The sequence below is a fragment of the Castellaniella sp. GW247-6E4 genome, from assembly GCF_040276065.1.
Classification (GTDB): domain Bacteria; phylum Pseudomonadota; class Gammaproteobacteria; order Burkholderiales; family Burkholderiaceae_B; genus Castellaniella.
On the sequence record NZ_JBELOI010000001.1, the window covers coordinates 577111 to 595236 of the forward strand.

18 protein-coding genes are annotated in these 18126 nt (G+C 62.2%); 6 read left to right on the forward strand and 12 right to left on the reverse strand.

What is annotated here, in order from left to right; genetic code table 11:
• Positions 1–62: 62 nt before the first annotated feature.
• Genes ABS761_RS02700 through ABS761_RS02715 form a run of 4 tightly spaced genes read left to right on the forward strand, consistent with a single transcriptional unit; the run spans position 63 to position 4331 of the window.
• On the forward strand, positions 63–1511 hold the full coding sequence (locus ABS761_RS02700; protein WP_350406485.1) for an FAD-dependent oxidoreductase: 1449 nt from the start codon (positions 63–65) through the stop codon (positions 1509–1511).
• A gap of 9 nt (positions 1512–1520) precedes the next feature.
• Positions 1521–2888, forward strand: coding sequence for an MmgE/PrpD family protein (locus ABS761_RS02705; RefSeq protein ID WP_350406487.1), 1368 nt, complete (start codon positions 1521–1523; stop codon positions 2886–2888).
• Positions 2885–3682, forward strand: a complete 798-nt coding sequence (locus tag ABS761_RS02710; protein ID WP_350406489.1) for an SDR family NAD(P)-dependent oxidoreductase — start codon at positions 2885–2887, stop codon at positions 3680–3682. The genes ABS761_RS02705 and ABS761_RS02710 overlap by 4 nt, the downstream gene beginning before the upstream one ends.
• 52 nt (positions 3683–3734) lie before the next feature.
• Positions 3735–4331 carry a cysteine hydrolase family protein gene (locus ABS761_RS02715; protein ID WP_350406491.1) on the forward strand — a complete coding sequence of 199 codons (597 nt, stop codon included), beginning with the start codon at positions 3735–3737 and terminating at the stop codon, positions 4329–4331.
• A gap of 34 nt (positions 4332–4365) precedes the next feature.
• Here the strand turns inward: ABS761_RS02715 and ABS761_RS02720 are convergent, their stop codons facing one another.
• The 12 genes from ABS761_RS02720 to ABS761_RS02775 form a co-directional block, all read right to left on the reverse strand.
• Positions 4366–5364, reverse strand: a complete 999-nt coding sequence (locus tag ABS761_RS02720; protein WP_350406493.1) for an electron transfer flavoprotein subunit alpha/FixB family protein — start codon at positions 5362–5364, stop codon at positions 4366–4368.
• On the reverse strand, positions 5357–6181 hold the full coding sequence (locus ABS761_RS02725; RefSeq protein WP_350406495.1) for a hypothetical protein: 825 nt from the start codon (positions 6179–6181) through the stop codon (positions 5357–5359). The genes ABS761_RS02720 and ABS761_RS02725 overlap by 8 nt, the downstream gene beginning before the upstream one ends.
• A gap of 8 nt (positions 6182–6189) precedes the next feature.
• Positions 6190–7566 (reverse strand): FAD-dependent oxidoreductase, encoded by a 1377-nt coding sequence (locus ABS761_RS02730; RefSeq protein ID WP_350406497.1) that lies wholly within the window; start codon positions 7564–7566, stop codon positions 6190–6192.
• A gap of 34 nt (positions 7567–7600) precedes the next feature.
• Positions 7601–9088: an FAD-dependent tricarballylate dehydrogenase TcuA gene (tcuA, locus tag ABS761_RS02735; protein WP_350406499.1), complete on the reverse strand. Its 1488-nt coding sequence runs from the start codon at positions 9086–9088 to the stop codon at positions 7601–7603.
• A gap of 300 nt (positions 9089–9388) precedes the next feature.
• Positions 9389–10162 carry an SDR family NAD(P)-dependent oxidoreductase gene (locus tag ABS761_RS02740; RefSeq protein ID WP_350406501.1) on the reverse strand — a complete coding sequence of 258 codons (774 nt, stop codon included), beginning with the start codon at positions 10160–10162 and terminating at the stop codon, positions 9389–9391.
• Positions 10159–10941 carry an SDR family NAD(P)-dependent oxidoreductase gene (locus ABS761_RS02745; protein WP_350406503.1) on the reverse strand — a complete coding sequence of 261 codons (783 nt, stop codon included), beginning with the start codon at positions 10939–10941 and terminating at the stop codon, positions 10159–10161. The genes ABS761_RS02740 and ABS761_RS02745 overlap by 4 nt, the downstream gene beginning before the upstream one ends.
• Positions 10942–10969: 28 nt before the next feature.
• On the reverse strand, positions 10970–11782 hold the full coding sequence (locus ABS761_RS02750) for an N-acyl homoserine lactonase family protein (RefSeq protein ID WP_350406505.1): 813 nt from the start codon (positions 11780–11782) through the stop codon (positions 10970–10972).
• A 6-nt stretch (positions 11783–11788) separates the two neighbouring features.
• On the reverse strand, positions 11789–12979 hold the full coding sequence (locus ABS761_RS02755) for an ABC transporter substrate-binding protein (RefSeq protein WP_502881363.1): 1191 nt from the start codon (positions 12977–12979) through the stop codon (positions 11789–11791).
• A gap of 41 nt (positions 12980–13020) precedes the next feature.
• Complete coding sequence (locus ABS761_RS02760) at positions 13021–13737, reverse strand: ABC transporter ATP-binding protein (protein ID WP_502881364.1); 717 nt, start codon at positions 13735–13737, stop codon at positions 13021–13023.
• Positions 13718–14497: an ABC transporter ATP-binding protein gene (locus tag ABS761_RS02765; protein WP_350406506.1), complete on the reverse strand. Its 780-nt coding sequence runs from the start codon at positions 14495–14497 to the stop codon at positions 13718–13720. Before ABS761_RS02765 ends, ABS761_RS02760 begins: the two co-directional genes overlap by 20 nt.
• Positions 14494–15510, reverse strand: a complete 1017-nt coding sequence (locus tag ABS761_RS02770) for a branched-chain amino acid ABC transporter permease (protein ID WP_350406508.1) — start codon at positions 15508–15510, stop codon at positions 14494–14496. Before ABS761_RS02770 ends, ABS761_RS02765 begins: the two co-directional genes overlap by 4 nt.
• A complete protein-coding gene (locus tag ABS761_RS02775) occupies positions 15507–16376 on the reverse strand; it encodes a branched-chain amino acid ABC transporter permease (protein ID WP_350406510.1) in 870 nt (289 codons plus the stop codon). Before ABS761_RS02775 ends, ABS761_RS02770 begins: the two co-directional genes overlap by 4 nt.
• 492 nt (positions 16377–16868) lie before the next feature.
• Here ABS761_RS02775 and ABS761_RS02780 point away from each other — a divergent pair, with 492 nt between their 5' ends.
• Together ABS761_RS02780 and ABS761_RS02785 are read left to right on the forward strand one after the other, a co-directional pair.
• The gene (locus ABS761_RS02780; RefSeq protein ID WP_350406511.1) at positions 16869–17240 is read left to right on the forward strand and encodes a hypothetical protein; all 372 of its coding nucleotides are present in this window, start codon (positions 16869–16871) and stop codon (positions 17238–17240) included.
• The gene (locus ABS761_RS02785; protein WP_350406512.1) at positions 17234–18112 is read left to right on the forward strand and encodes an alpha/beta fold hydrolase; all 879 of its coding nucleotides are present in this window, start codon (positions 17234–17236) and stop codon (positions 18110–18112) included. The genes ABS761_RS02780 and ABS761_RS02785 overlap by 7 nt, the downstream gene beginning before the upstream one ends.
• Positions 18113–18126: the final 14 nt, after the last annotated feature.

The following is an 18126-nucleotide window of genomic DNA, read 5'->3' on the forward strand; positions in this document are numbered from 1 at the left end:
AAGCTATCCAGGTGAACGACGATTATACCGCTCGGGTGAGGATTCTTATGAAGGCAGAGAGCATGGGCAAAACTTTCGATGTCGTGGTTGCTGGTTGTGGTGTGGCGGGCTTGTCGGCGGCGGTGTCCGCCGCCGAATGTGGCCTGAGGGTGGCGGTGCTCGAGCGGGCCAGCCGGGCCGAACGAGGGGGGCAGAGCCGCTACACCGAGGCCTATCTGCGCATGAAGACATTGGATCGGGTGTCCGATGACTTTGAAACGCACCTGGCTGAAAACGCGGGTGTCTACATGGACCCGGATTTCGTGGCCGAACTGGGGCGAGAACGCAATTCATGGTCGCATGCGACACGCGCCCTGGGGGTCGCCGATCCCGAACTGATCATGAATTTTGCCGATCACGTGCCAGCCACGATTGCTTGGCTGCAGGGCCTGGGTGTGACGTTCGACTTTCTTCCGACCCAGTTTCTGACCAAGACCCAGCCGCGCCTGTTGCCCGTGGGCGGTGGCGAGGCGCTGGTCGAAGCGCTTGCCGCCAAGGCCGAGGCACTGGGCGTGACATTTTTCTACCAGACCACGGCGCGCGGGTTGCTACGCGATGACCGTGGCGAAGTGCAAGGCTTGTTGGCGCAGAGCCCCGAAGAAGGCGGCGTGCATTTCCTGGGCAAGGTCGTGCTGGCATGCGGCGGTTTCGAGGGTAATCCGGCCTTGATGGCCAAGTACCTCGGCCCCCGTTCAGTATATCTGCGCCCTGTGTGCAAGGGGGGCTATTTCAACCGGGGCGAGGGAATCGAAATGGCGCTGGAGGCCGGTGCGGCGCCCTGCGGTGAATTTGGCAGTTACCACGCCGAGCCGGTGGACCCGCGTTCAGGTGTGTCCGAGCCTTCCATATTCGTTTTCCCGTACGGGATACTGGTCAACAAAGCGGGCGAACGTTTCACAGACGAAGCTCCGGGTACGGTGGACGCCTGCTACGAGTCCGTCACGCGCCGCATTTACGAGCAGCGGGAGGGCATCGCCTACGTCATTCTCGACCAACGCATAAAAGATGTGCCCAACTATCGCCTGGCCATCCGCACCGACCAGCCCGCCATAGAGGCCGGCACGCTGGAAGCGCTGGGCGCCAAGCTTGGCATGCCCGAGGGCGCGCTGGATGCCACGGTTCAGCGCTATAACGAGGCCTGCCCCTTGGATGCTGGTTTCAAGGCGCTGGAACTCGACGGCTTGGCCACGCGGGGGCTGGTTCCGAAGAAGTCCAATTGGTCGCGCCGCGTCGATCAGGGCCCCTTCATGGCCTACCCCATCATTTCGGCCAATGTGTTCACCTTTGGCGGCTTGAAGATCAATTCCGCCGGCCAGGTGCTGGACACCGATGGCAATCCCATTAGAAGCCTCTATGCGGCCGGGGAAACGGTGGGCATGTACTACACCAACTATACCGGTGCCACGTCGGTGCTGAAGGGCCTCGTATTTGGCCGCTTGTCTGCGCAGCACATCGCAGAGTCAAAATTATAAGAGGGTGTCATGAGCAGTGAGGTCGACGCCAGAGCCCTGGCCTACGAGCTGGCGCAGACGGTGACACGCGTATTCCGTGCCGGAGTTCCCGAGTCCATCCGGGCCAAGACGCGCTTGCATATCGCCGATGCTCTGAGTGTCGGGCTGGCGGCGCGCGATACAGACCTGGCCCGCCAGGTCGAGCGGGCTCAGCGCCGGGGAGGCGGGGAGGGTGCACATGGCGTGATCGGCGCGGGTCCGGCTTCCGCTTTGGGAGCGGTTTTCACCAATGCTGCGCTGATTCATATCCTGGACTACGACGACATCCACGATGTGGGCCGTCTACACCCGGGGCCGTGCGTGTTGCCGGCGATCATGGGAGCAGCGCACTTGGGCAAAGTATCCGACGAGGCGCTGGTGGACGCTGTGGCCCTGGGTAATGAGCTGATGTGTCGTTTGGGTGTGGTTTGCGCGCCGCAAGGCGAGGGGCCAGGTTCGGAGTGGTTCCTGACGCAGCTTTTCGGTTATCTCGGTTCGGCGCTGGGGGCGGGCCTGGTGCTGGAGCTGGACGTGTTGGAGCTGGTGTCGTGCTTGGGCCTGGCGTATATGCAGCTTGCGGGCGGCAAAGAATCGGGCTTTGGCACTGGAGCAACATCCCGTGGCATCTACCCGGCCTTTGCCGCGCAAGGCGGCCTGCAGGCCGCCTTGCTGGCGCAGGCGGGTGTAGTCGGTCCAGTCGGATCGCTGGACGGCGCAGCGGGGATGTTTCGTATCTATCTGGCGGGCGCCCTGGCGCCGCGCCAGCGTCGCGTGTTATTAGATTTTTCGACCTGGCATGGCGCCGATGTCGAGATCAAGCTCTGGCCAAGCTGTCGTCTGTCGCATCCCTATATATCGGTGGCGCTTGCGGCGCGCGAAACCAGCCTGGCACACCCCGGCGCCCGCGTGCGTGTTGCGGTCAACGCGTCGGCGGGACGCCTATGCCGGCCCTTGGCGCAACGTCGCCGGCCGCGGACCTTGCAGGATGCCAAATACAGCATCCCCTTCATGACGGCATATGCGTTGGCGCATGGCGAGCCTACGTTGGAGGGCTTATCGGCGCAAGTTTTGTCCGATGCCAAGGTGCTGGCGCTGGCTGATCGTATCGAGCTGGAGGACAGCTTGCCGGACGGTCCCGCTCACCCCGAGGCCGAGTTGACCTTGCTCGAAGACGGCAGGACCTTGCTGCATACCGTGTTCGATGCGGGCGACATCCATGTGACCGAGGAGCGAGCCCGCCTGAAGTTCGACGATTGCTTGCGCTATGTCGGCCGCGAGGGGCAAGCGGACAGGTTATGGCAGAGGTTGATGCAGGGGCAGGTGCGGGCCGCTTTCGAAATGGCTTGCTCTGCACCATGAGCATCGCTATCAACGAGGATTCGATGATGTATGCAGCAGATTTATTCGCCGGCTGCGTGGTCTTGGTGACGGGTGGCGCAGGGGGCATCGGCAGCGCCGTGTGCGGGGCCTTTGCCGCCCATGGCGCCCGAGTGGTTGCCGCCGATATCCAGGGCCCGGAACACCTGGATGCCACCGAAGCAGCCGGTATCCAGCACTTGCGGCTGGACGTGACCCGCCGCGACGATGTTCTGCGTTGTGTGCGCGAAGTGGTGTCGCGCCTGGGCCGGCTTGACGTACTGGTGAATGTGGCGGGCGTGGTGTCCGCGGGCAGCGCTGGGGATTTGGCCGAGTCCGAGTGGGACCGCGTCCTCGGCATCAATCTCAAAGGCACCTTTCTGTGTTGCCAAGCCGCTATCGGCCCCATGAAACAGCAGGGGGCGGGCCGCATCATCAACCTGGGATCGGTCCTTGGCAAGAACGGCGGCAATCCGCGGCCGTGGATCAACCCGGAAGAGCAGGCGAGCGCCGGCAACGTGGCTTATGGCGTCTCCAAGGCTGGCGTGCACACGATGACGTCCTATCTGGCCAAGGAGCTCGCCGCCTCGGGCATCACCGTCAATGCCGTGGCGCCCGGTCCGGTCGCCTCGGCCATGACGACCCGCTTTCCGCAGGTCTTGAAAGACCTGATTCCTGCCGGCCGCATAGGCAGCGCAGGAGAAATCGCCGCCGCCATACTCTTTCTGGCTTCGCCACAAGCCGGCTTCATTACAGGCGAAGTGCTGGATGTCAATGGCGGCCTCTGGTGCGATTGACGCGGGCCTGGCAAACCGCTGACGACTCATTTTTCACAATAAGGAATTGAACATGGACGCTCCCCGTTCCATTTATCTCGTACTGGATATGCAGAACGATCTGGTACATGCCGATGGCCCCAGTGGCAAAAGCCCCCTGGGTGAGCAGGTCCAGGCGCGCCAAGTCCTTGCCAAGACCGCCAGGGCCATCGCCAAGGCGCGGGCCGTCGGCGGCCTGCTGGTGGGTTTTGTGCGTGTGGGTTTCTCTGAAGGCTACCCCGAGTGTCCAAAAGGTTCGCAGGTATTTTCGGGTGCGCCCAAGCTTGGCCTGTTCAAGCTGGGTTCCTGGGGCACCGAGATCCATCCCGACCTGGAACAGAAGGCAGGCGACATTCAGGTGGTCAAGCACCGGGTCAGCCCTTTCTATTCCACCACGCTGGAAGCCCAGTTGCGTGCCAACAACGTGCGGCGCATCTACTGCTCGGGTGTGTCCACCCAGGCTGTGGTGCAAGCGGTCGTGCGCGATGCGCACGACCGCGACTACGAAGTGATCGTCCTCGAAGACGCTTGCGCCGCGCATAGCCTCGAAGAGCATGCGAACTCCATGGGCAGTATCAGCCGTTTTTGCAGGACGGACACCACGGAGGCTGTGGTGTTCTGCCACCCGTAAAAGCTGACATGGCCGGGCGATGGTTGTGCCTTTGTCAATCCAGCGCCTGTAACAAGGCTGGCAGCAAGGCTTGCCACTCGGCGAGCGCGCCGACCTCCGCGACGCCGAAAATGGCGGCGTCGGCATCCCGGTTGATGGCGATGATGCGGGTGTGGGGATCGATGCCGGCCAAATGCTGAGGAGTCCCCGAGATGCCGATGGCGAGATAGATGTCGGGGCTGACGTATTTGCCGGAAATGCCGACCTGGCGAGTCACCGGCGCCCAGCCGGAGTCTACCGCGGGCAGGCTGGCTCCAACGGCACCGTCGAGTCTATCCGCCAGTTCGTAGAGCGCTGCGAAGGCGGCCTCGCCTCCCATGCCCCGGCCGCCTGAAATGACCAGGCGCGCGCCGTCCAGGCCCGCATGGGGTTCGCGATGCGGGGCTGCGGTGATGGCATGGGGAGGGCGTGCGACGGCTGCGGCGACAGGCAGCTCGTGCACGGTGGGGGCTGTGGCGGCGTGGTTTTCCACCCCGGTGGCTGCGGCCCGCGCCTGAGGGCGCACGCTGGCTATCGCGGGGCCGGTGGCGCAGGACAAGGCGATATTGATCCGGCCGCCATAGGCTGTGCGGCGAGCGGTCAAATGGCCTTCCTGGTTGAATTCAAAGCCGGAGCATCGGCCTAGCGGCGCGGCGCTGATGCGGGCAGCCAGCGCGCCGGCGCAGGCGTCATTGTCGGGGTGGGCTGGAATCAGTAATAGCGCATGCTCCAGGCTCGAGGAGAGCGCTGCGGTTCGCAGGGCCGCTGCGTACAGGTCCGCGTATTGATGCGGCTGTGTATCGGTCCCGCCGTCGGGGATCAGCCAGACGTGATCGAGGCCGGCCTCGCGGGCTTGCGCCGTGGCGGCTGTGCTGCCGGGGCCAGCCAGCAAGGCATGCGCATGGCCGCCACGCTGGTCGGCGAGCCGGCGCGCCTGATGCATCATCGCCAGGTCGTTCTCGGGCATGCGGCCACAGGCGGGAATCAGGGCCAGGACTGAGGGTGTGTCAGACATGTTGAGTTGCGCCGGATGGGATCGTTTGGTGGTTGGGTGCGCGCAGGTAAGCCGCCAGGGCCGCGGCCTGCTCCTCGACGGTTCCGGTCAGCATGCGGCAGGCCTGCGATCCGCGCGCGCTGGTCTGCGCGGGGCCGGCATCGGCCAGGACGGATGCCGTGGCGGCCACGTCAGGCGCCGGCTCGACGATATCGAATTTCTGTTGCTTGGCCTGCAGCACGTTCTTCATGAGCGGATGGCGCAGGCGGTTGCTCTTGTCGTTGCTGATGCTGGCTAGCGCTGGGGCCGGCAGATGCAGCGTTTCGTCCTGTCCGGTGCGGCTGCGCAGCAGCGTCCATCCACCTTCCGGGTCGGCCTGCACTTGCAGGGCCAGGTGAGCGTAGGGTAGTTGCCAGGCTTCGGCCAGGTACGGCGGGGTCATGCCGTCATCGAGATCGCCATGTTCGCGGCCGATCAGGATGAGCCCTGGCTCTTGGCCTCCCTCGCGCAGCAGATCGGCTGCGTGATGTGCTAGCCAGGCGGGATTGCCGCGTTGGGATGCCGGCGGGCACAAGCCGACCATGCGGTCGGGTTTGAGGGCGGCCACGGCGCGCATCAGGGCGAGGTCCCGGACGCCGTCCGTGACCAGTACGGTAATACTTGCGGCCGCGCCCTGGTCGCGCAGTTTCAGGCCGATTTCCAGTGCCGCCTCATCGAAAGGGCTGAGCTTGTAGGCGAGGGCGGTTGCGGCGGGCAGATCGCGCCAATCACCTGAAGCGGGCGTGGGCAGAGGTTTCTTCGGATCGGCCACGCCGGCCAGCAAGACGGCAACATGCATGGCGGTACTCAAGCGGCGGCCGCGGTGCGCGCAGCGACGCGGCCGAAGATGGCGGCCTTGCCCAAGGCCGATCCGGTCATGTAGGCCGCGCCATGCAGACCGCCCACTATTTCGCCCGCCGCGTACAGGCCAGGCAGCACGTCGCCGTAGACATCCAGCACACGCATGCCCGCATCCACGCACAGGCCGCAGTAGGTGCCGTAGACGGCGACCGTGGAGGGATAGGCGTAGAAAGGCGCGGTTTCGATCCGGACCAGCTTGCCGTGCTGGTGCACCAGGTGCTCGCGGCCGAAATCGGGGTCATGCCCGGCATCGACATAGCGGTTGTAGGTCTTGACGGTGTCGACCAGGGCATCGGCGGGGACTTCGATCCTCTCAGCCAGCGCTTCCAGCGTGTCGGCCTGGATCATCAGGCCTTCTTCGAGGCGGCGCTGGAGGTCGAGAATGCGCACCTGGTAGTCGCCACTGTCGAGGATGGGCTGATCGAGGACCTGGAAAGTGGCGCCGTACGTCTGGCGGATGCAGGCATCGCCCAGCAGCTTGTATGAGATCGATTCATCGACATAGCGCTTGCCCTCCTGGTTGATGGCGATCGCGCCCTTGTATACGGCCAGGCAACTGTGATGATTGGTCTCGTCGGTAGGGTGCTTGCCGTAGGTGCCTTTGATGTAGATCATGTCGCGACTATCTGCGCCGATCTGCTGGGCCATCTTCAGGCCGTCCCCCACATTGCCCTCGCCGCCGATGAAAATGGCGGCATCATATTGCGGCGCAAAGCGATGCACCAGTTCGGGATTCTTGCAGAAACCGCCACTGGCCAGCACCACGCCTTGCTTGCCCAGGGCCTTGAAAGTGTCGTTGCCCTGCCGGGCGCTGACGCCGATGACACGGTTCGTCTCGTCGCGCAGCAGACGCAGGGCGCGGGTGTTCATCAACACGCGCACGCGGTTGGTGTCTTTCGCGCTCTTGGCCAGGGCGCGCACGGCATCGGCCGGGTCCACGTTATGCGCGCGCGGCACCGACTGGCCCGATGAGGCGTCGATGACCTTGCTGAACTGTACGCCGCTTTGCCTCAGCCATTGGTATGTATCGAGCTGGTTGTCGACATAGATGCGGACCAGACTTTCATCATTTTCGTTCTGGCCGACTTCGCGCAAGTCCTTGAACAGTAGTTCATTGGAGTCCTCGATGCCATTGGCCTGCTGCAGATCGGTGCCGGCGAAGGCCAGGCAGCCGCCGCTCATGGCCGAGGAACCGCCGATTTCAGGGAGTTTCTCCAGCAGGACCACCTCGGCGCCGCCTTGCGCCGCTTGCAGCGCGCAGGCAAAGGCGGCCATGCCGCCGCCGACTACGATCAGGTCGGCCTGGATATCATTGTGATTCATGATGCATATTCCGTTTGATAGGGAAAATGGAAGATCAGGCTGCGGCGCGCGCGATGCCCGCGGCATGGGCGCCGGCGCGACGGCCCAAGACGGATCCCGCCGTCAGGCCAATACCGCCCGCGTATTTGACGTAGTACAGGCCTCCGACCATTTCGCCCGCCGCATATAAGCTGGGGATGGGCTTGTCTTGGTCATCCAGCACTTGCGCGTCCTGGTTGACCTTGACGCCGGCGTAGGCAAAGGTGATGCCGCAGGTGACCGCGTACGCCACATAGGGGCCGGTATCGATCGGGTGCGCCCAATTTGACTTGGGGATGTCCAGGCCGTGCGTACCGCGCCCGTCTTTGATCGCAGGGTTGTAAGGGATGCTCTGATCCACGGCGTTGTTGAATTGCGCCACGGTCCGCAAAAAGGTTTTCTGATCGATGCCTTCCATTTTTTCAGCCAGCTCTTCGAGCGTGTCGGCCGTCAGCCGCGTTGCGTGGCGAACCCGGTATTCGTCGGGCAGCAGGCCGGAGGTCTTGGCGTCGAACACCTGCCAGGCGACCGCGCCGGGTTGGGCCAGCACGCGCGCGCCCATGCCGGAATAGATATAGTTGCGAAAGTCGGCACCCTCGTCGACGAAGCGCCGGCCGTCGGCGTTGACCACGATGCCCAAGGTGAAGTAGTTCTTCTGCTGGTTGAGTAGGTTGAGGTCGCCGTAGGCGGGCGCGTTCAGGTCATAAAACACGGCATGGCAACCCGTCCAGTTGCCGTGCGCGACGGCGCCTGCGCTCAGGGCCATATCGATGCCGTCCCCGGTGTTGTAGCGCGAGCCGCGGACCTTGGCCAAGTCCCAGTGAGGGCCCAGGTATTTGGCGCGGCGCTCCAGGTTGGCGTGAAAGCTGCCACTGGCCAACACCACGGCGCGTGTGTGCAGCACAGTATCCTGGCCGTCTTGCCGCAGGGTGATGTCCCAGCCGCCGCCCGCGCGGGCCAAGCCATAGGCGCGGCAGTTGTAGCGGATGTCGATGCCCAGTTTTTCCGCGCGTGCAAAGAGCGATTCCATCAGGCCCAGGCCACCGCCCGAGACTTCTACTGTCAGGCCTCCCCAATATTTGTTTTTGCCGTCGATTTTGAAGGATTGGCGGCCATATATGGGGATGAAGCGTACGCCCTGCCTGCGCATCCAATGCATGGTCGGCATGCTTTCTTTGACTACCGTGTCCAGCACGTCAGCGTCGGCGCGGTAGCCGCTCATGGAAATGCTTTCTTCGAAAAACTGCGTTTCGGTGTAAGAACCAAAGTCGTTGTCGCGCAGTTCTTCGGGCGTCATGTCGGGGATCAGCGCCTTGAGATCATCGCTGCCATTGTAGGCAATGCGAAAGGCGCCGCCGGTATGGGCCGAGTTGCCGCCGCGGCTCTCTTTTGGCGCGCGTTCGACAATGATCACTCGGGCACCCGATTCGCGGGCCGACAATGCGGCGCACAAGGCGGCGTTGCCTCCGCCGATGACGGCAATGTCGAAATCGCTCGAACTCATGGTGGCTGTTCCTATCGAGAGTGGATGTATGTGATGGTGATGCCGTCCTGGCCAGGGCCGATGGATGGTCGGCGTTTCGGGGAGGCCGGTCGATACCGGCTTTTGAAAGCGGGCGTGCGAGAGGCATGGTGTACATGGCTTGAGACGATTGTGCAGCCGCCAGGGGGGTAGAGGAATCCCGCCAGGTCGAAAGCATTTTTCGATTTAATTGAAGAAGGCGTGACCGCTGCGATGGGCATCCGGGTGCGTTCGGTATCCGGCGGGATCTTATTGCGGTGGTGCCACGGGCCTTATGGGGCCTTACATACGGCCCGCCGATGCGCCGCAATCGATCACTAGGGTATGGCCAGTGATCGATTTTGCCGCCGAAGAAGACAGGAACAGCACCGCCTCGGCAAAATCACTCACGTCGGGCAGGTGGCCCAAGGGCATGGATTTAGCCACTTGTGCGACGGAGCTGTCGATGTCCGAGTGGCCGAGGCGTTCGAACTGCCCGCGCAGGAATGCCGTGTCCGTGGATGCCGGTGCGATGGAGTTGACGCGGATGCCGTGCGGGCCGTATTCCAGGGCGAGCGCCTTTACCAGCCCTATGATGCCATGCTTGGTGGCGGTGTAGATGCTGCGCTGGGAGCGGGCCATGACGCCTTGTAGCGACGAGGTGAACAGCAGCACGCCGTCGCGTCCCTTCAGCATGCTGCGCAGTGCGGCGCGAGCCGACATGACACTGCCGGTCAGATTGGTGTCGATGACGCGCTTGATTTGCAGCGGATCGGCCTGTGTCAGTGAACCGGCGAATCCGGCACCCGCGTTCGCCAGGAACACTTGAACGGGGCCGTCGAAGAACCCTTCGGCGCGCGCGATCAGGGTTTCACAATCGTCGGGCTGCGTAATGTCGCAGCGAACGCCCAGACTAGTCCGGCTGGAGGGGTCCAGTTCGAGGGCGAGGGCCTGGGCGCGCGATTCATCGATGTCGGCGATGACAACCTTGGCGCCGCTTGAGTGCAGCTTGCGGATGGCGGCGGCGCCCAGACCGCTACCGCCGCCAGTGATGGCCGCATTGCGGGGTGTTTTCATGCGGTAACGCCTCCGTCGACGGCCAACGATGCGCCATTGACGAAAGAGGCTTCGTCAGAGAGCAGGAACAGCGCCGCGTTGGCGATTTCCTCTGGGCGGCCGGGACGGTTCAGTGGATTGGCCCCGGCGCGTTGCTGGACTAACTCTTCCGGGTCCTTGCCCGCCTTGGCGGCCGCGCTGTCCGGGCGGGCCACGAAGGTGCGCAGCATCGGGGTATCGGTTGTGCCAGGGCACACGACGTTGAAGCGGATGCCTTCGCCACCGTAGCGCTTGGCCAGCGACCGAGCCAGCCCGATGACGCCGAACTTGGCGGCCGAATACACGGGGCTGAACGGTGAGCCCACCAGCCCAGAGCTGGACGCCGTGAACAGCACGCTGCCCCCGCCGCGTTTGCGCATCAGCGGAATGGCGGTACTGACGGTGGCCAGGTTGGTACGCACGTTGAGGTTGATGGTGAAGTCGAAGTCTTTCAGATCGAGATCTTCGATGGCCGCCGGGCCGGGGTAGCCGGCGTGCGCCCAGATGAAATCCAGACCGCCGAAGTGTTTTGCCGTGACAGTGGCAATGCGGCGCGAGAAACTTTCGTCGGTCAGGTCACCGGACAACGCAATGGCTTGGCCGCCCGCTTCGGTGATTTCGCGGACCGTTTCCTTGGCGCGGGCTTCATCCAGGTCAACCACGGCAACCGATGCGCCTTCCCGCGCGAAACGCAGCGCGCCCGCCCGGCCCATGCCCGAGGCGGCCGCCGTGATGATGCCAATTTTGTTCTTCATGCGCATGATTGATTCCTGGGTCTTGGAAGAAATTTCATAATTGCACCTCGCCGACAGGAGGGAGATGCAGGCACGAGATGCCGATTTCATCGGACTCGAGGCGTGGGTAGAGGTTCAGAACCTGGGGGTCGTGGCCGGGCACGACATGGTCGGGCGAATCGGCCAGGGCCAGCAGCTTCCGGTTGCCTTCGATCGCGTCGGCGATATTCAGTACGATGGGAAATGGGTTGTCCAGCAGGAAGTTTCGGTAATAGTGCGCCGCGTCGGAGGCCAGCACGACCCAGCCGCGTGCGGTATGCACACGCATGACCTGGAGGCCGCCCGTATGCCCGCCGAGGCGGTGCAGACTGATGCCGGGCCACGGTTCCTCGTCTCCGTCGTGGAATTTCACCCTGTCCGCATAGACGTTGCGCACCAGGTCGACCACATTTTGTGCGTCGAACGCGCCGCGCAGGGCCCTGTGGCACATGCAGCGGCCCGTGGCGAACTGGACCTCGGAGTCCTGTACGTGAAAAGTGGCCGCGGGGAAGCATTCCGCGTTGCCGCTGTGGTCATAGTGCAGATGGCTGAAGACGACGTTTTTTACTGTGGCGGCGTCGATGCCCAGGGCAGCCAGGGCTTCGACGGGATGGCGAAGCAGCGGGCGGTTGCGACGGGTGGAGGCCTCGTGCCCAAAGCCAGTATCGAAGACGACGACCCGTTCTTCGTTACGGATAGCCCAGAGAAAGAAATCCAGCGCGAGCGGTCCGTCATGCACCTCGCCTCGCAGTAGAAAATTGTCCTTGGCCGAGCTGGCCAAGGTCGCGAACCGCAAGGCATAGATTTCGTAAACGGGTGGTGTCGTCATGTGGCCTCAGAGATCGGAGCAGGAGGTATAGCTGCACTTGGCAACCGCCACCGATTTGCCGTCGCGTAGCTGCATGATGTAGAAGGCCGAATCGATCTGCCGATTCACGCCATAACGTTCAGCGCCCGTCCATTTCAGCTTGCCCTGGATGCCGGGGAAGTCGTGCATTTTCTCCAACTCGGCGGTGACTGCCACGGCATCCGTCACCGTGCCCGCGCGGCGCATGGCCTCGAACAACATCCGGGTTGCGTCGTAATAGCCGGGGGCAAAACCATTGACATCATTACCGTATTTCGCCTTGTGCTTGTTCATGAATTCGGCAATCGCCGGATCGGCCGGATTGATGGGCGAATACAAGTAAATGCCTTCGGCGGCTTCTTTGCCGGCGACTTGCAGGATTTCCTGTTCGGCGGGGCCGCCGCTGCGCAGGATGGGCCCCTTGAAACCCATGCCGCGGGCCTGCTTGACGATCAGGCCGGACGTGGTTGGTGCGTTGCCATCCAGGTCTATGGCGTCTATGCCCTGGTTGATGAGGCGAGTGAGCAGCGGTACAAAATCAACCCTGTTGCGTTCGAACATCTCGATTTCGGTTTGAATCCCGAGTTTTTCATAAACGGCGGAAACCTGCTTGGAGGATTGTTGCCCGAGTTCGTCGTTGGGGAACAGGCCGCCAATCTTTTTAAACTTCAGTCGCTGGCTGACCCAGTTCATCAAGGGGCCGGAGAACTCGAGATCCGAGGCGGATACCCGAAACTGATAAGGCATCGAGGGGCCCAGTACGCGTGGGCTCCAGCCTTGGGTCAGGGTCAACACTTTGTTCGCCGTCGTCACCGATTGCGTGGCAATGGTTTCGGACGCGCCGACCGGGCCAGTGATGAATTTCACGCCATCCTGCAGCACCAGGCGATTGGCTGCCGACATGGCTTCGTCCGGGCGATACTTGGAGTCGTAGGCGATGATCTTGACCTGATAGTGCTTGCCGGCGACATCCAGCCCCCCGGCGGCATTGGTTTCCTCGACGGCCATTTCCACCGCGTGTTGCAGCGCTTGACCCCAGGGCTGGCCTGGCCCGGAGAGGATGGCGATGACGCCGAGCTTGAGAGTGTCCTGGGCCTGGGCCTGGGTAGCGGAGACACCCAGTGTGGCGGCGGCGAGGCAAAGGCTTGCCGCCACAGTGTTGATTCGTGCGATTTTCATATCATCTCCTCGGTTTGATGGGTTGTTCCAGTGGCTTATGCTTAAAGCCCCAGGTAGAGTTTTCGGATGTGCTCGTCGTGCAGCAACTCCTGCCCGGTGCCGGACATTGCGATACTGCCGTTCTCCATGACCACGGCTCGGTTACAGGCGCGCAGTGCCATGTTGGCATTCTGTTCAACCAGAAGGATGCTGACCCCTTCGGCGCGAATGCTATCTATCGTGCGAGCGATTTCCTTGACCATAAGAGGGGCCAATCCCAGCGTGGGCTCGTCCAGTAGCAGCAGGCGGGGCTTGGCCATGAGGGCTCGGCCGATAGCCAGCATTTGCTGTTCACCGCCCGAGAGCGATCCTGCCAGTTGGGTCCGCCGCTCGTACAGCCGGGGGAAGCGGGCATAAACACCGTCGATTGTTTGTTGGCTATCGGATTTGTCGCGCTGTAGAAACGCGCCCGCCAGCAGGTTTTCGTGAGTCGACATCTTGGGAAAGACGCGCCGGCCTTCAGGGGATAGCGTGATACCGCGTGCGACGATTTCAGCCGTGGACAACGCGTCGATCTGCTTGTCGTCGAAAAGGATTTGTCCGGCACTGGGCTGCTGTAGGCCCATGATGGCCTTGAGTGTGGTGCTTTTCCCCGCGCCATTGCTGCCGACCAAGGCGACGACTTCCCCGGGGGCGATTTCCAGGTCGATGCCGCGGACTGCTTCGATTGGTCCATAGGCAACGCACATGCCCTGTATGTCAAGCAGCTTCGTCATCATCGCTTCCCAGATAGGCACTGATGACACGCGGATCATTGCGGATCTGCTGCGGTGTGCCTTGTGCAATCAGTTGGCCGTGTTGCAGGACGAACAGGCGATCGCAGATGCCCATCACCATGCGCATGTTGTGCTCCACAAGCAGTACTGAAATTTTCAGTTCTTTATGCAGGCGCACGATCATCTCGCCCATCATCTGTGCTTCAGCCGGGTTCAGGCCGGCGGCTGGTTCGTCGAGGAGGAGAATCTTTGGGTCGGCTGCCAGCGCAATAGCGATGCCGAGCAATCGCTGATGCCCGTAGGCCAGCGTCGCCGCCGAGGCGTGGGCATGGCCGGACAGGCCGACTCTTTCCAGGACGTCATAGGCGCGCCGGGTGGAGGCGCGGGTTTGTTCCCGATAGCTCGCGGTGTTGAATAGTGTGCTGAAGAATCGTATACCCAGCGCTCCCAGCAGACCGCGCCGCACGTTCTCGACGACCGTTGTGTCATGGAATACGGTAGTCGCCTGGAAGGTACGCGCCAGGCCCAGCCGCACGATCCGGTGCGGGGACATCCCATTGATCCGTTGTCCGGCGATGTGAATGTCGCCCTCGGTGGGTGGCGTGACGCCGCTCATCAGATTGAAGGCCGTGGTTTTTCCTGCGCCATTGGGGCCGACCAGGCCAACGATCTCGTCTTCGTCGACGCGCAGACTGACCTCGGAGAGGGCGCGCAGGCCGCGGAACGATTTGGATATCCGGTTGGCTTCCAGCAGAGCGGTCATGGGCGGCCTCCAGAGCGGTTGCGCAGAGATGCCACAACGCGGCCCGGGATGCTGGTGATGCCGCCGGGAACGAAGCGCAGGACCAGCAGAACGATTACGCCGTAGATGATGTTTTCCATTTCCTTCATGTCGCGCAGGATTTCCATTAGCGGCCCAACGAACAGGGCGCCCACCACGGCCCCGGTGACCGAGGTGCGGCCACCCAGGACCAGCATAACGATGAGGTTGACCATAAATGTGATTTCATAGGATCCAGGCGTGACAAACCGGGTGTAGTGCGCCGCGATCACTCCGCTGCCGGCCGCGAGCATGCTGCCGATCACAAAGGCCAGAATCTGGTAGGAAAGGGTTGCGATACCGCTGGACTCCGCCAGGGCCACGTTGCTGGATACGGCATCGAACGCGTGGCCGATGTCCGATTCGAGGATACGGGTGGCAAAGGCGATCGCCAGCGCCAGCATCGCCAGGGCCAGGTAGTAGTAGCTGAATGGCGTATCGAAATTGAAGCCCAGCATCGAGGGGGCGGGCACTCCGGACAAACCGACGGCGCCACCGGTGATCGACTCGAGATCGAGAAACATCAGTCCCAGAACTTGTCCGGTGGCGAACGTGATCAGCACGAAATAGACGCCGCGGGTTCGCAGGATGATCCAGCCCAGCAGGGACGTGGCGAGGCCCACGATGGCCATTGCCGTGATCATGGACAAGGGCGCGGGAAATCCCCAGCGAGTCGAGAAGAGCGCGCCGGTGTAGGCGCCGAGGCCGACGACTGCCGCGTGGCAGAAGGAAAGCTGCCCGACCCGGTAGATCAGCATCAGCCCGATGACCGCGATCGCAGAAGTCGCGGTAATGACGCCTGTATGAATGTAAAAGGCTTCTTTGGATACCACCGGCAGCAAGAGCGCTGCCGCGAAGGCGACCAGCCATCCTGCCATGCGGGCGGGCATGCGTCCGGGTGGGCCCGCTGGGGCGGGGGAGCCGAGAGGAATGGTCATTTCCGTCCCTTTTTTCATACTTCCTTTTCTCCTAACAGGCCTTGAGGGCGTACCAGCAGGATGGTGATGACCAGCAGGAACTGCAGCAGGTCGGCCGCTGCCGCACCGTAGAAATTGCTCACGAAACTTTCAAAGATGCCTAGACCGAGGCCGGCCAGCACTGCACCCATGACGCTGCCCAATCCGCCGAGGATGACGACCACGAAAGCCTTGAGCAGCGGGATGGCGCCCATGAACGGCTCTACCGTCAGGACCGGCGCCATGATGCCGCCGGCCAGGGCGGCCAAGCCCGCACCCATGCCAAAGGCGATTGGATAGATGCGCTGCGGCCGCATCCCCTGAAGCGTGGCCGCCGTGCTGTCTTGCACCATGGCCCGCATGGCGCGACCGGTGCGGCTGAACCGGATGAACAGCCACAGTAGCGCCAGGATCGCGAAGGAAAGAACGATCACCATCAGGCGCGAGAAGGGGATAATGACCGGGCCTAGCGCAACGCTGCCGGTTATGACGTCGGGCATGGATTGTGGCATGGCGCCGAAGACCAGCGCAGCCGTGTTCTGCAGCACGATCGACAAGCCCAGTGCCGCGATCATGCCACTGAGTTCATCACCGCGAAACGGACGGAAAATAATCCTTTCCATGGCAAATCCCAGCACGCCCACCAGCAGGGCTGCCCCGACCAGTGCTGCGAGAAAGTACCAATGCAGGCTGCCGAACAGATAGAGAACGGCAAAGCCGCCCAGCATGTAGAATTCGCCATGGGCGAAGTTGACGACCCGCATGATGCCAAAGACCATGGTGAAGCCGATGGCCATCAGGAAGTACATCGTGCCCAGGACGAGCCCGTTAACGATGGACTGGCCAATTAGCGTCGCGACATCCATTTTTCATGTCTCCGGGCGGATTAGCCGTTTTGTGCAGGAACGCCGATGGCTCGTGTGGACCCCTCTATTGGGCCATCGGTGGCGAGGTCCATCACGGGCGTGATGGAATGTGGTGGGCGGGGTGCGATAGCGCTATGCGCAAGCAAGGGCGCATAGGAAAATATTCCCGTCGCGCAAAGCGAGAAATTACGTCGATCCATGTCTGTCTTCTCTATTTTTTGATGCGGAAGTGGCGGCTTCTCGAGCCGGTTTTGCATCGATATACGAGTCCTTTTCACTGTATCTGCGCCCAGGGGGCAGATACATACAGGGCGCTCGAATCAGTCTTTCGATAAAGTTGAAAGAAGGGGCTGGGTGAGGTGGGGTGGACGTGGCATGTTGAACTTGGGCTGACATTTCATTGAAACCAAACTGCGGATTCGATTTTATTACCTATGCAAGCGTTCGGTTTCCGGTCGATCATGGCCTCGTCTCCACGATTGGATACGTGCCATGGTGCTACCTACTGTCGATGTGATGCCTATCATACGGCGCAATCCGGCTCTGTTGCGCAAAGCCCGTTTTCTGGATTTGTGTTTCGATTTCCTGGTAGGGGCCAGCCGCTACCGGGTGACGGTCGACCGTGGCGATATCCGGGTACGGCCCGCGGGCCGAGCGAGTGGCGGCGCTTTTGAATTGCAGGCTTCTGAATCCGTTTGGCAGGCTTACGCGAGCCCTGATCGCAAGCCTCAGTACCACGACATCATCGCGCTGATTGAAAGCGGGCATCTTGACGTGACGGGCGATATGCTGCTGTTCTTTCGCAACCTCTTCCTGATCAAAGGCGTCATGGCCGCCGCTTGGCGTGCGGACGCATCATGGTGAACGTAGAGATCGAACCCATTGTCGGGCGCTATTTGCGTCTGGAAATCGGTGGCGCCGCGCACCGGGTTTATATCGAAGAAGCCGGCAGCGGCATTCCCCTGCTGTGCTTGCACACGGCAGGCACAGATGGGCGGCAATACCGTTCGCTGCTCAATGATGCGGAAGTCGCCGCAAAGTACCGGGTTATCGTGTTCGACATGCCATGGCATGGGAAGTCTTCTCCGCCCGAGGGATTTCAGAATGAACACTATGTGTTGACGCGTCGTTACTACATGGACACGATCATGGCGGTGGTGCGCGGGCTCGATTTGCACCGGCCCGTCGTCATCGGGTGTTCCATTGGCGGGCGGGCCGTGCTGCACCTGCTGTTGGAACACCCCCAGTTGTTCGGAGGGGCGATCGGGTTGCAGACAACGCGTCATTCTGCGAGCAGGCTGCGTGCGCAAACCCATGAAACGGCCTACCTCGACCGCCCCGATGTCAATGGGGGCGAAGCGACGGCTGGCTGGTTGAGCGGCATAATGGCGCCCACCAGTCCGGCGGTAGGCCGCTGGGAGACTCTATGGCACTACATGCAGGGCGGCCCGGGTATTTTCTACGGTGACACGATGTATTACCGGGAAGGAGGAGATATCGCCTTGGAGGAACTCGGGATGATCGATACCCGGCGCACGCCGCTGTATCTGTTGACCGGCGAGTACGATTACTCGGCAACACCAGAAATGACAGCCGAGGTGGCTGCGAGGATTCCCGGGGCGAAATTCCAGCGCATGGAAAATCTTGGCCACTTTCCGATGTCGGAAAATTATTCTCTGTTGCGCACCTACCTATGGCCGGTTTTGCAGGAAATTCATGCAATTCGCAAAGCCTGAAGCAAAGCCTGCCT